The 12,418-nt window shown below is 47.3% G+C and carries 11 protein-coding genes, 8 tRNA genes and 1 rRNA gene; all 20 read left to right on the forward strand.

The window, feature by feature from the left end; genetic code table 11:
- Nucleotides 1-94 (forward strand): 23S ribosomal RNA (locus JOD82_RS21700); the annotation flags it as partial.
- 129 nt (nucleotides 95-223) lie between these two features.
- Nucleotides 224-315: transfer RNA gene (locus tag JOD82_RS21705), tRNA-Ser, on the forward strand.
- A gap of 31 nt (nucleotides 316-346) precedes the next feature.
- A tRNA-Met gene (locus JOD82_RS21710) sits at nucleotides 347-423 on the forward strand.
- A 10-nt stretch (nucleotides 424-433) separates the two neighbouring features.
- A tRNA-Val gene (locus JOD82_RS21715) sits at nucleotides 434-509 on the forward strand.
- 4 nt (nucleotides 510-513) lie between these two features.
- Nucleotides 514-589: transfer RNA gene (locus JOD82_RS21720), tRNA-Thr, on the forward strand.
- A 23-nt stretch (nucleotides 590-612) separates the two neighbouring features.
- A tRNA-Asp gene (locus JOD82_RS21725) sits at nucleotides 613-689 on the forward strand.
- Between the two features lie 78 nt (nucleotides 690-767).
- A tRNA-Phe gene (locus JOD82_RS21730) sits at nucleotides 768-840 on the forward strand.
- A gap of 9 nt (nucleotides 841-849) precedes the next feature.
- A tRNA-Tyr gene (locus JOD82_RS21735) sits at nucleotides 850-935 on the forward strand.
- A gap of 7 nt (nucleotides 936-942) precedes the next feature.
- Nucleotides 943-1,015: transfer RNA gene (locus JOD82_RS21740), tRNA-Lys, on the forward strand.
- 160 nt (nucleotides 1,016-1,175) lie between these two features.
- Nucleotides 1,176-2,318: a PucR family transcriptional regulator gene (locus JOD82_RS21745; RefSeq protein ID WP_029519023.1), complete on the forward strand. Its 1,143-nt coding sequence runs from the start codon at nucleotides 1,176-1,178 to the stop codon at nucleotides 2,316-2,318.
- A 103-nt stretch (nucleotides 2,319-2,421) separates the two neighbouring features.
- Entirely contained in the window at nucleotides 2,422-3,546 is a 1,125-nt protein-coding gene (locus JOD82_RS21750) for an ABC transporter ATP-binding protein (RefSeq protein WP_029519022.1), read from the forward strand.
- Between the two features lie 337 nt (nucleotides 3,547-3,883).
- Entirely contained in the window at nucleotides 3,884-4,822 is a 939-nt protein-coding gene (gene hprK / locus JOD82_RS21755) for an HPr(Ser) kinase/phosphatase (protein WP_029519020.1), read from the forward strand.
- A gap of 47 nt (nucleotides 4,823-4,869) precedes the next feature.
- Complete coding sequence (gene lgt, locus JOD82_RS21760) at nucleotides 4,870-5,925, forward strand: prolipoprotein diacylglyceryl transferase (protein ID WP_209949910.1); 1,056 nt, start codon at nucleotides 4,870-4,872, stop codon at nucleotides 5,923-5,925.
- The gene (gene ppaX / locus JOD82_RS21765; RefSeq protein WP_061830201.1) at nucleotides 5,922-6,575 is read left to right on the forward strand and encodes a pyrophosphatase PpaX; all 654 of its coding nucleotides are present in this window, start codon (nucleotides 5,922-5,924) and stop codon (nucleotides 6,573-6,575) included. Before lgt ends, ppaX begins: the two co-directional genes overlap by 4 nt.
- Nucleotides 6,572-7,066 (forward strand): acyltransferase, encoded by a 495-nt coding sequence (locus tag JOD82_RS21770; protein WP_081330710.1) that lies wholly within the window; start codon nucleotides 6,572-6,574, stop codon nucleotides 7,064-7,066. The genes ppaX and JOD82_RS21770 overlap by 4 nt, the downstream gene beginning before the upstream one ends.
- Nucleotides 7,067-7,212: 146 nt before the next feature.
- Nucleotides 7,213-8,364 (forward strand): acyltransferase, encoded by a 1,152-nt coding sequence (locus JOD82_RS21775; RefSeq protein ID WP_069012131.1) that lies wholly within the window; start codon nucleotides 7,213-7,215, stop codon nucleotides 8,362-8,364.
- Between the two features lie 231 nt (nucleotides 8,365-8,595).
- A complete protein-coding gene (locus JOD82_RS21780) occupies nucleotides 8,596-9,843 on the forward strand; it encodes an ATP phosphoribosyltransferase regulatory subunit (protein WP_069012130.1) in 1,248 nt (415 codons plus the stop codon).
- Nucleotides 9,797-10,441 carry an ATP phosphoribosyltransferase gene (hisG, locus tag JOD82_RS21785; protein WP_029519011.1) on the forward strand — a complete coding sequence of 215 codons (645 nt, stop codon included), beginning with the start codon at nucleotides 9,797-9,799 and terminating at the stop codon, nucleotides 10,439-10,441. The genes JOD82_RS21780 and hisG overlap by 47 nt, the downstream gene beginning before the upstream one ends.
- Nucleotides 10,442-10,510: 69 nt before the next feature.
- The gene (gene hisD / locus JOD82_RS21790) at nucleotides 10,511-11,824 is read left to right on the forward strand and encodes a histidinol dehydrogenase (RefSeq protein ID WP_069012128.1); all 1,314 of its coding nucleotides are present in this window, start codon (nucleotides 10,511-10,513) and stop codon (nucleotides 11,822-11,824) included.
- Complete coding sequence (hisB, locus tag JOD82_RS21795; RefSeq protein ID WP_029519009.1) at nucleotides 11,808-12,416, forward strand: imidazoleglycerol-phosphate dehydratase HisB; 609 nt, start codon at nucleotides 11,808-11,810, stop codon at nucleotides 12,414-12,416. The genes hisD and hisB overlap by 17 nt, the downstream gene beginning before the upstream one ends.
- Nucleotides 12,417-12,418 lie beyond the last annotated feature (2 nt).

The following is a 12,418-nucleotide window of genomic DNA, read 5'->3' on the forward strand; positions in this document are numbered from 1 at the left end:
AGACCCCTTGAAGACGACGAGGTAGATAGGTTGGGGGTGGAAGTGCAGTAATGCATGGAGCTGACCAATACTAATCGGTCGAGGGCTTATCCTAAGATAAGACGCAAATGAGTTTCGGATCCAGTTTTCAGGGTGTAACCTTGAAATTGCGCTTGATATTCCAAATCACTTTGTTGAGATACAGAATAACTTGCGGAGTTTTGCTAAGTGAGTCCATTTATATGGAGAGATACCCAAGTGGCTATAAGGGGACCCTCTGCTAAGGGGTTAGACTGCGAAAGTGGTGCGAGGGTTCGAATCCCTCTCTCTCCGCCATTTAGGACAAGCTAGCGAAATATTATGTTATGGCGGTGTAGCTCAGCTGGCTAGAGCGTACGGTTCATACCCGTGAGGTCGGGGGTTCGATCCCCTCCGCCGCTACCATACATACCCAGGAGGCTTAGCTCAGCTGGGAGAGCATCTGCCTTACAAGCAGAGGGTCGGGGGTTCGATCCCCTCAGCCTCCACCATTGTGCCGGTGTAGCTCAACTGGTAGAGCAACTGACTTGTAATCAGTAGGTTGGGGGTTCAAGTCCTCTCGCCGGCACCATTTTTGAATTTTGAAAAATCCAGGGAACTGTGGTGTAGAGGCCTAACATGCCTGCCTGTCACGCAGGAGATCGCGGGTTCGAATCCCGTCAGTTCCGCCATTTTTCAATTCAATAGTTTTACCGTACTAAAGTGGGAAGGGGTATCCCTCCGCACTTTATTTTTTTGTTAATGGATATGGCTCGGTAGCTCAGTCGGTAGAGCAGAGGACTGAAAATCCTCGTGTCGGCGGTTCGATTCCGTCCCGAGCCACCTTTATATGGAGGATTAGCGAAGTGGCCAAACGCATCAGACTGTAAATCTGCTCCCTTACGGGTTCGGTGGTTCGAATCCATCATCCTCCACCAGTTTTACGAGCCATTAGCTCAGTTGGTAGAGCACCTGACTTTTAATCAGGGTGTCGAAGGTTCGAGTCCTTCATGGCTCATCAGAAGTCATCAACTATAGGTTGATGGCTTTTTTTGTATTGTTTTAAGTTATGTTTTTATATAGCTTTTTTATTTTACGGTATCGACAGGTTATAATGAGTTCATTATGTTCGCTTAGTGCTTATTCTATATTCTAAAAAAAAGTGAAGTGGTGATCGCGTGACTCTGGATACAGAATGGATTCAGCAACAGCTTCAGAATATTATTCAAGCGCCTTTTACCATAGTGCCTTGGTGCCCGGAAATGATGGCAGAGGGAGGGACAGCCGATTCAGTTATTCCGGATAGATCGTTTGTCCGTGACAACAAGTTATATTTTCCATTTCGTGCGTCGGCAGGTGAACTGGCTGCATTTGTGGTAGAGGCCAGATATTTGACGGATCGAGAACGGAAACTGGTAGAAGCGCTATTGGGGAACATGGAGCAGGTCTGGCAGAACGGTCCACAATTGTCGGATAACCCGGTTTATAGCGAGGAAGAGCGCATGAATCGTTATGGACAATGGCTTATACAGCAGGCTGCCAATCTAAACAAGGAAGAAGAGGTTCCAGATGAATTGCAGCTTCGTGATTCGCTATCAGCGTGTATGGTTCCGATTTTACTGAATGGCGAGGGAACACAGGAGGGGGCTATTACTTATACCCAGCTCCATCGATTGTTCGCGAGCTATTTTGGAGGGGATGTGCTGCTTACTCCATTGGACAAACAGTCTTGGCTGATTATGGCTAAAAAGGAGCTTTTATTAGGAGCGGACGATGAACGGGATAAAGACACTGAGTCCAGGGATGCAGATTTTACGGAATCGTTGGAGGAGGTTCTCACGGCTTTTAGCTTGGGTCTATATGAGCTTATTGCGAATGAGTGGGTGGGTGTATTCCATTTGGCGGTTTCTAAGCCTTCAATCCCTTTGCAAAGTCTTCCCCAAGAGCTGAATTTGTTATGGGAGACCATACATTTGGGCAAGATTTTTCATGTAACAGAGCACATCCACTTTTCATGGGAGCTTCATTTGGAAAGGCTGTTAAACCGCATTTCCAAGGAACAACGCGTATTATTTTTAGAGCAGGTAATGAAGTCATCTGTCATACTAGAAGACTCAGAAACGATGGCCACATTAGACATCTTTTTTCAACTGGATTGTAATGTGAGTGAGACAGCTAAGCGTCTATATGTGCATCGAAATACGTTGATTTACCGTTTGGACAAGATCAAACAGGAGACTGGATTGGACGTGCGGACGTTTAATGATGCGGTTTTAGTCAAGCTCTATCTTCTATTGTACAAAGTGACAAAAAGGAAATAGCATTTTTGTGCAGTTTGCGAATAGCCATGCTACGGGGACTAGGGTAAGATACAAGTAAGAAATGTATTCGATTTCATAACTTGATCTTAGGGAGGCAAAAGCTATGGCTGGTGTACGTTTAGAGCATATTTTCAAAAAATATCCGGGTGCAGATAAAGCTACGGTTGTTGATGTCAATTTGGACATTCAAGATAAAGAGTTTCTCGTGTTGGTTGGTCCTTCCGGTTGTGGTAAATCTACTACGCTCCGTATGATCGCTGGTCTAGAGGAAATTTCAGACGGTAAATTGTACATTGGAGATCGTGTTGTGAACGACGTGGCTCCAAAGGACCGCGATATCGCGATGGTATTCCAATCCTATGCCTTGTATCCGCATATGAATGTATATCAAAACATGGCTTTTGGTCTGAAACTCCGTAAGGTGAAGAAAGAAGAAATTGACAAACGTGTACGTGAAGCGGCTAAAATCCTTGATATTGAGCATCTGCTGGACCGCAAGCCGAAAGCGTTATCAGGTGGTCAACGCCAGCGTGTTGCCTTGGGACGTGCGATTGTGCGTGACCCGCAAGTGTTCTTGATGGATGAGCCACTGTCCAACTTGGATGCCAAGCTGCGTGGTCAGATGCGTGCGGAAATCACGAAGCTGGCTAAGCGTCTGGAAACGACTGTTATCTACGTAACCCATGACCAGGTCGAAGCCATGACGATGGGTGACCGGATTGTAGTTATGAAGGATGGTATTATCCAACAAGCTGCATCCCCAGATGAACTGTACAACCGTCCAGTGAATCTGTTCGTAGCTGGTTTTATCGGCTCTCCTACGATGAACTTTATCACAGGTAAGCTGGTTGAAAAAGAAGGTGCATTGCATTTTGCTGCGCCGGGTCTGGATCTGTTTGTACCAGAAGGTAAAGGACAGATTTTAAAAGCGAAGGGCTATATCGGGAAAGAAGTGATCTTGGGTATCCGTCCTGAGGATATTCATGAAGAGCCTGTATTCTTGGAGGCTTCTCCGAATACGATCTTTACATCCACTGTGGATGTAACGGAAAACCTCGGTCATGAAATGCTGTTGTACCTGAGCGGTGCTGGAAATGATACGATTATTGCCCGTGTAGACGGACGCTCCAATACTCGTGATGGTGTCAAAGCGAAGTTGGCTGTTGATATGAACAAGGTTCATATTTTTGATAAGGAATCGGAATTGAGTGTTCTGGTTGGCGAATAAAATTTGCCTCTGGAAGAGAGTCGCAGTTTTCCCCGAGCGGAGAACTGCGACTCTTTTTATATATCGCATACGGCTACTAGCTTCGGCATTGCATTCATTGGAAAATTCCGATACGATGGGTACAATGGACAGGTCTAGATGTAGGTTCGTTGGCAGGAGTCCTAGATGGGATCAACCCAGCTGGCGGAATGGAGCTAGCCTGGAACCATATGTTAAATCAAGTGGAGTGTGCATTGGCGCAGGATAGACTGGCGTTGGGGTGTATGGTTAATAGGGTAAAGCTACATAAATCAAGTGACGTATAGAATCTGGTTTTGCAGATGAAGGGGAGAATAAAATGGCTAAACAGGTAAAGGTATCCGAGCTTGTACAGCAGTTTCAAATGGAAGTTATTTCCGGTGAAAAAGGTCTGCGAAGACTGATCACAGTGGACGATTTAAATCGCCCAGGTCTGGAGATGGCCGGGTATTTTGAATATCATACACAAGAGCGGGTACAGCTTCTGGGAAGGTCTGAGTTGGCTTTTCTGGGAATGCTTCCTCCTGAGGAACGCCGGGATCGGATGGAGCGTCTGTGTACAGAGCTGACTCCATGCATTATCGTCACACGTGGTCTAGAGGTACCGGCTGAGTTAGTGGAGGCGAGCGCAGAGCGAGATATTCCTGTACTGCGCACTAATATGGCGACGACGATTTTATCAAGCCGCATCACAGGCTTTCTCGAAAGAAAGCTGGCTCCTACAGCAACTATTCATGGTGTACTGTGTGACGTGTATGGCGTGGGAATGCTTATCACAGGAAGTAGTGGAATTGGTAAAAGTGAAACAGCACTGGAACTGGTTAAACGTGGACATCGCTTGGTAGCAGATGATGCGGTAGAAATTCGGCAAACGTCCGATTTTCAGCTGCATGGTACAGCACCTGAGCTGATCCGTCACCTGTTGGAAATTCGTGGCGTGGGCATTATTAATGTGATGACGCTGTTTGGTGCTGGTGCAGTTCGTAACAACAAACGGATTACATTGGTTGTCCGTCTGGAGGCATGGCAGCAGGACAAGCAGTATGACCGTCTTGGTCTTGATGAGGAAACGACACGCATTATTGATACAGATGTTCCACTGGTTACGATCCCAGTTCGTCCGGGCCGAAACTTGGCTGTTATTATCGAGGTGGCGGCGATGAACTATCGTTTGAAACAAATGGGCGTTAATGCTGCCCTGCAATTTACAAACAAGCTGACTGCTACGATTTCTGAAGATATGGAAGAGATGGATTAAGGTTGATTTGTTCGTTTGCAAGGAAGAACGAGGAGTGAGAGAAACATATGTCAACGGCAACATTACTGCTGAATCCGATCGCTTTTTCAATCGGGGCAATCAAGGTCCACTGGTATGGACTTATTTTGGGGCTGGCGGCGCTTGTGGGTCTATATCTTGCCATCCGTGAAGGAAAAAGATTCGGTATTCCGCAGGACTTTTTTATGGATATGCTGCTTCTGGGTGTTCCATCAGCAATTATTGGAGCGCGTATTTATTATGTAGCCTTCAAATGGGAAGACTACCGAGATAATCTATGGGATGTTTTCAAAATTTGGAATGGCGGTATTGCGATATACGGTGCCTTGATCGGGGCCATTATATGTGCGGTCATTTATTTCCGGTATAAAGGGTATAATTTCTGGCGTATCGCTGATATTTGCGCACCAGGTCTACTAATCGGTCAAGCGATTGGACGCTGGGGTAATTTTGTCAATCAGGAAGCCTACGGTGGACCGACGGAAGAGACTTTTTTGCGAAATCAACTGCATCTGCCGGACTTCATTGTGAATCAGATGAACGTTAACGGGGTGTTCCATCACCCTACATTTTTATATGAATCACTGTGGAGTATTGTAGGTGTGATTTTGCTGCTCGTCATTCGTCGTATGAAATTTGTACGTGCAGGCGAAATGTTTGCTTTTTACTTCATTTGGTACTCGATTGGTCGTTTTTTCATCGAGCGTGTACGGACGGACAGTTTGGCTTTTCAGGGACCGGATTGGCTGGCTTCCTTTGTGAATGCATTGTGGTCTCCTATGGTGTGGTTAGGGTTTGAACCAGGGCATCTGGACCCGAGTTACGGTAATGTACGGATCTCGCAATTGCTGCCTATTTTCATTGTGGTAGCTGCCGTGATTTTCATTTTGGTTCGTCGCCGGAAGGGCACATCTGTTGCTCGGTATAGCGATCCGATTATCTCCAGTAAAGCGGGGATTGATCAGGTACCTGACGTGACGCCAGAACAGGTATCCCGTCCAGGACAGGACGTGGTTCCTCCAACAGCTACGGCGGATAAGCTACCTAAGGAAGACACGGACGAGGACAAGAAGGAGCATCTATGATAAATACGATTTTGTTTGATTTAGACGGCACCATCATGGATACGAATGAGTTGATTATCAGCACATTTCTACACATTTTGAATCATCCGGATGCTGATCCGCTGACGCGGGAGCATATTATTCCTCATATGGGTGGAACGCTGGACGATCAACTCCGTACTTTTTCGGGATTAACGGATGTATCTGGGTTAGTTAAGGACTACCGTGCTTATAATCAGATTCATCATGATCAAATGGTGAAGCCATTTCCATATGTCATTGAGGTTATTCAGGAGTTGCGTGCGAGAGGAATTAAGCTAGGGGTTGTGACCACTAAAATACGACCATCCACGATACGTGTACTTAATCTGTTCAATCTGACTTCCTCTATGGACTATATTGTGACGGTGGACGATGTAGAGCATCCTAAGCCACACGCTGAGCCAGTCCTTAAGGCCTTAGCAGGCTTGAATGCTGAAGCAAAGCATACATTGATGGTCGGAGACAGTTCTTTTGATATTTTGTCAGCTCAGGCAGCAGGTGTGAAATCGGCTGGTGTAGCTTGGTCGCTCAAGGGCGAGGAAACTCTACGCGGATATGGGCCTGACTACATGTTGCATGATATGCGGGATTTGCTGAAGCTGGAGCTTCAAGGTGTCAATGTATCGTGAGAAAGGTGAACCGCTATCCTGTAGAAGGTCCCAATGCGTTGTGGCAGATTTATCGGACGGTGAGCCGCTGGAAAGGCATTAAGAACTTTATTTTTATACAGATTGCCCGGTATTGTCCTGTGCTTTCTCTGAAAAACGTCATTTACCGCAGAATGCTGGGGATGAAGGTGGGGCAACATGCGGCCTTTGGCCTGATGGTGATGGTGGATGTTTTTTTTCCAGAGTATATTACGATAGGGAACAATTCGGTCATTGGATATAACACGACGATACTGGCTCACGAATACCTCATTGAGGAGTATCGTATCGGTAAAGTGGTGATTGGTGATCATGTGCTGATCGGCGCCAACACAACCATTCTGCCGGGTGTCACCATTGGTGACGGAGCTATCGTAGCGGCTGGAGCGGTCGTGCATAAAGACGTGCCCGCAGGTGCATTTGTGGGTGGCAATCCGTTGCGTGATTTAAGACGCTCTGGTGTGGATGAGTAGTAAATAGCACAATAAGGAAGGCCCCTTATGTATTAAGGGGTCTTTCTTGTGTTGTTTTTCTGTATAATAAGTGGGGTAATGCATGTTGATTATGTTTAAAAATTGATAAAAGACATATTTGCAAGGCGATATGGGAGCGTGTTGATTTGGTCAAAAAAGAACGTATACCAGAGCTTGATGTTTACCGGGGAATATTAATTGCAGCCGTTGTTACCATTCATGCGACTTCAATGGCTTTAATTGATGCGCGCCATTCTCTATTGTTTTACCCTTTTCTATTTTTAAATATGTTTAGTAGCTTTGCGGTGCCAGTATTTATTTTTGTGAGCGGGTTTGTTTTATTTTACAATTATGTCGATAGGCCGCTTCGTGGTAAGAATATGCTTATATTCTTCCGAAAAAGACTGATGTTTATTGTGTTGCCGTACGTTTTGTTTTCTCTTGTGTATTATTTGACCTTGGTAACACGCGGGTTGATGCCGCTCAGTGATCTTCCGCTCGTGCTGTTAACGGGAAAGGCGTACACGCATTTGTATTATGTCATCATCATCATCCAATTTTATTTGGTCTTCCCACTGTTGTTGTGGGGAGTGCAGCGCTTATGTCATTGGATATCGAGTCCACGGAGAGCAGCCTGTATCATTTTGGCAGTAGGGTTAGTCATTCAATGGGGGTTTGTATTGCTGAACAAATATGTTTGGCAAGAGGAAAGAGGAAGTCTCGCGATTACGTATATCAGTTATTTTGCCTTGGGCGCAGCTGTAGCGATTGGATATGAAGGGTTTAAAAAGTGGCTTTTTCCGGTGTCAGGTACAGTAATTAGACGCGGACAGTTGATCAGTTGGTGGGGCTTGTGGGTGGCTTGGCTACTCCTGGGTATAGCATATGTACAAATATGGTTTGTAGCATATCGCGAAGCCATCTATGCAGACTCGCTGATCTATGAACTGCTCCATAATGCATATGCCCTCGTCTCAGCGCTGGTGCTGTTTCAGTTCTCGGTTTTATTATATCGTCATGCTAACGATAGGCTGCGAATGTTAATCAGCTGGCTGGGCTCATGCTCATTCGGCATTTATTTACTTCACCCGGCGTTATTGAGAGTATATCGCAAGCTGGATTTGCACGGAACGCCAGTAGAATATATCTTCTCTGTTACGGGTGGATGGTTGTTGGCGTTGTTTGGCTCATGGTTGATTGTGACGTTGTGTTTTCGATATGTACCATTTGCATGGATCGGTTTGGGCACGGTTCCGAAGTTTCCTTCCCGGAGTAAAGATGAACAAATGAATAGCTAAATATTTTGATTGATTGGACTGTTGGCTTAGGGCTGGCAGTCTTTTTTTTAGGATTCGTGTATTTTGCATTGGATAAAATATAGAAAGGGGCAGCGGCTTGGCGAATCTGTAAAAAAGGGCTGCTCCGTTCGGTTGACGTTCACAAGTAGAGCATGATAATATATCGAATATACTTTAGTTTGTTAGCACTTTACCATGATAAAGATATTGTGAAATCATGAGGTGATAGAGATGTCTAAGCCAAAAGGATTCGAAATCCCTGTAGGGGTTCGAGATTATCTTCCACGTGCAGTGTCGAAGCTGCGGGCCATTGAACTGAATGTACTCGAATGCATGGAGCGCTGGGGTTACCGCCAGATTATGACGCCTACGATGGAATACTACGATACGGTGGGAGTGGCTAGTTCTACTTCCGATCGAAAGCTGTTTAAATTACTCAATAACCGGGGAACCACGTTGGTGCTGCGATCGGATATGACCGCTCCCATTGCGCGGGTGGTATCTTCGCTGCTAAAGGAAGAGGAAGTACCACTCCGACTTTCCTACCACGCAAATGTATTTCGGGCGATTGAGGAAGAGGCAGGAAGAGAAGCGGAGTTTTTTCAGACAGGTGTGGAGCTGGTAGGTGATGATTCGCCTGAGGCTGATGCAGAAGTTGTAGCATTGGCTATTGCATCATTACAGGCGGCAGGAGTGGCCTCTTTTAAAATTGCCATGGGACATGTGGGATTTCTGAACGGCTTATTTGAGGAAATCATTCCAGGCCGTCAGGCTGAACAACAAGCGCTAAAGGAACTGTTGCTCAGTCGTGATGTAGTGGGCTACCGAACAGCGATTGAAGCTTTGGGCTTGGCTCCCGAACATCGGGATAAGCTGGAAGCTATTCTTCGGTTGCGCGGTGGAAAAGAAATTTGTGACCAGGCTACCCGTCTTAGTGTGGAGCAGCAGACGATTCGATCCATTGCACATTTGTGCGAGGTGTGGGAAGTACTGGAGGCATACGGCGTATCTGAGCATGTGTTAATCGACCTTACCATGATCGGGGATTTTTCATATTATACAGGAATGACTTTTGAGGGCTATGCGGCGGAGATTGGGTTCCCGGTATGCAACGGGGGTCGCTATGACAATCTGCTTCAGCAGTTTGGTCGATCCGTACCTGCAACGGGATTTGCATTGAAGACAAACCGGATCGTCGATGGTGTGGATGGTATCCAAATGGAGACGAAGCTTCCTGTACTTATCCGTTATGACGAACAGGGACGCCAAGAGGCGTTATCTGCAGCGGCACAGCTACGCGCAACAGGTCTTACTGTAGTAACAGGGCTCACGGGCGGACCGGAAGATCGACGTCGTGAGCAGCAGGGGCTGTACGCAGAGGTATACAGCTATACAGCCGAAGGAAGAGAGCCAGTACAAGGGGGGAACTGCCATGACAGAAACATTGAAAGTAGCCATGCCCAAGGGAAGGATTTATAAGCAGGCTTCCGAGCTGTTTCGCCAGGCGGGGGTTCCAATTCCACTGGATGTGGACGAAACGCGCAAGCTGGTCATTCCACTGCCTGAGCTAGGCATGGAATTTATTATGGCGAAGCCCGTCGATGTTCCTACGTATGTGGAGTACGGGGCGGCGGACATCGGCATTGTGGGCAAGGATGTTTTGCTGGAAGAAAACAAGGATGTGTATGAACTGCTGGATCTGGGGATTGCCCGTTGTCGGATGTCAGTGATTGCTTTACCAGATTGGCAGCCAGGTATTCGTCAGCGGGTCGCTACAAAGTATCCGAATGTGGCTTCCCAGTATTTTCGGGAGCAAGGCCAACAGGTGGAGGTTATTAAGCTGAATGGCTCCATTGAGCTGGCGCCGTTAATTGGCCTGGCAGACCGCATTGTTGATATGGTAGAGACGGGGCAGACCTTGCGGGAGAATGGATTGGTCGAGCAGATCAGCATACTGGATATTACCAGTCGTCTGATTGCGAATCGGGTCAGCTACCGGATGAAAAACAGCTCGATTCAGGCTTTGTGTGATCGATTGCATCAGGTGATTCCCAATGCGGTGGCACCCCGGGAGTAAATCAACTAAAGGAATAAGCCAAGGGTTAAAGGAGCATTCTGCAAGCTGCAAGTAAGGGGGAATGGACAAATGAAGATTGTATCAGCCCGTGATTTCAGTCTCCAACGGGAGGTGGATTACGGCACACCTGAGCAAAATGAGGCTGTGCGTACCATTATTCAGTCGGTACGCCAAGAGGGGGATGAGGCTGTCCTGCGGTATACGCAATCGTTTGATGGTGTATCACTGATCGCAGAGCAACTTCGTGTGACGGAGGAAGAATTGAAGGCGGCATATGACAAGGTAGAGCCTTCTTTTTTACAGGCGATTCGAGAAGCGGCGGATAATATCCGTGCTTTTCACATGAAGCAAAAACGTAATTCGTGGATGGATTTACAGCCAGACGGTAGCTTGCTCGGCCAAATTATCCGACCGTTGAAACGTGTAGGCGTGTATGTTCCGGGCGGTAAAGCGGCCTATCCATCCTCTGTGCTGATGAATGTCATTCCCGCTCAGGTGGCTGGTGTACCTGAGATTGTCATGGTGACACCCCCGGCGACAGGCGGCAAGGCAGGGATAGATCCATATACACTGGTAGCTGCGGCAGAGGCTGGTGTAACGGAAATATATAGGGTTGGCGGAGCGCAAGCGATTGCTTCCCTCGCTTACGGAACACATAGCATTGAACCAGTCGATAAAATTTGCGGTCCCGGTAACATTTATGTAGCGCTGGCGAAGCGCGAGGTGTACGGCGCGGTGGATATCGACAGTATAGCTGGACCAAGTGAAATTGTCGTGTTGGCTGACGACACGGCGAATGCCTCATATGTAGCGGCTGACCTGCTTTCACAGGCGGAACATGACGAGATGGCCTCAGCCATACTGGTTACGCCCTCGCAACGCTTGGCCGAAGAAGTATCAGCTGAAGTACAGCGCCAATTGGCAGAGCTACCGCGCAGAGATATTGCTGCTGCATCGGTGGAGGCATACGGGGCTATCATTGTCGTCGACACTTTGGAAGAGGGCATCCATATTGTAAACCGACTGGCACCAGAACATTTGGAAATTATGACAGAGCAGCCGATGGAGCATGTAGGTCTGATCGAAAACGCGGGAGCTATTTTCCTGGGAGCGTACAGCTCGGAGCCAGTAGGCGATTATTTTGCCGGACCTAACCACATTATTCCGACGAATGGAACGGCACGTTTTTCCTCGCCAGTGGATGTTGATGATTTTATCAAGAAGTCGAGTATGATCTATTACAGCAAAGAAGCGCTACTGCGCAATGGTGAGACGATTATGCAGCTTGCCCGCCATGAAGGACTGGAAGGTCACGCACGGGCGATACAAGTTCGATTGGACAATGAAAAGAAGGCGGTGGATGGCGATGGGGAACGAAAATAACGTAGCAGGACGTACAGGCAGCGTCAGCCGAAAGACGAACGAAACGGACATTCAGCTATCTTTTGCAGTAGACGGCACAGGGCAAGCTGAGATTGAAACGGATGTTCCTTTTCTGAATCACATGCTGGACTTGTTCACCAAGCACGGACACTTTGATCTGAATGTGCAGGCCAGAGGGGATGTGGATATCGACGATCATCATACCGTAGAGGATATTGGTATTTGTCTGGGACAGACCTTGCTGGAAGCATTGGGTGATAAAAAAGGAATTAAGCGCTATGCCAGCGTCTTTGTACCAATGGATGAGGCGCTCGCACAGGTTGTCATTGATCTGAGTAACCGACCTCATTTTGAGTATCGTGCGGAGTATCCATCACAGCAGGTAGGGAGCTTTTCGACAGAGCTGGTGCATGAATTTCTGTGGAAATTTGCGTTGGAGGCTCGCATGACGCTACACGTCATCGTTCACTACGGGCAAAATACCCACCATATGATTGAGGCGGTGTTCAAAGCGCTGGGACGTGCACTGGATGAAGCGACATCCATTGATCCACGGGTGACGGGAGTGCCTTCAACGAAGGGAGTGCTGTAGCC

Origin of the sequence: Paenibacillus sp. 1182 (genome assembly GCF_017833915.1) — a bacterium.
In the GTDB taxonomy this organism is placed as follows: domain Bacteria; phylum Bacillota; class Bacilli; order Paenibacillales; family Paenibacillaceae; genus Paenibacillus; species Paenibacillus polymyxa_D.

Bases quoted from the DNA above. Each gene is read 5' to 3' on its own strand.
- JOD82_RS21750 (WP_029519022.1), top strand. From the start codon at position 2,422: ATGGCTGGTGTACGTTTAGAGCATATTTTCAAAAAATATCCGGGTGCA.
- lgt (WP_209949910.1), top strand. From the start codon at position 4,870: ATGTCAACGGCAACATTACTGCTGAATCCGATCGCTTTTTCAATCGGG.
- hisB (WP_029519009.1), top strand. From the start codon at position 11,808: ATGGGGAACGAAAATAACGTAGCAGGACGTACAGGCAGCGTCAGCCGA.
- hisG (WP_029519011.1), top strand. From the start codon at position 9,797: ATGACAGAAACATTGAAAGTAGCCATGCCCAAGGGAAGGATTTATAAG.
- ppaX (WP_061830201.1), top strand. From the start codon at position 5,922: ATGATAAATACGATTTTGTTTGATTTAGACGGCACCATCATGGATACG.
- hprK (WP_029519020.1), top strand. From the start codon at position 3,884: ATGGCTAAACAGGTAAAGGTATCCGAGCTTGTACAGCAGTTTCAAATG.
- JOD82_RS21780 (WP_069012130.1), top strand. From the start codon at position 8,596: ATGTCTAAGCCAAAAGGATTCGAAATCCCTGTAGGGGTTCGAGATTAT.
- hisD (WP_069012128.1), top strand. From the start codon at position 10,511: ATGAAGATTGTATCAGCCCGTGATTTCAGTCTCCAACGGGAGGTGGAT.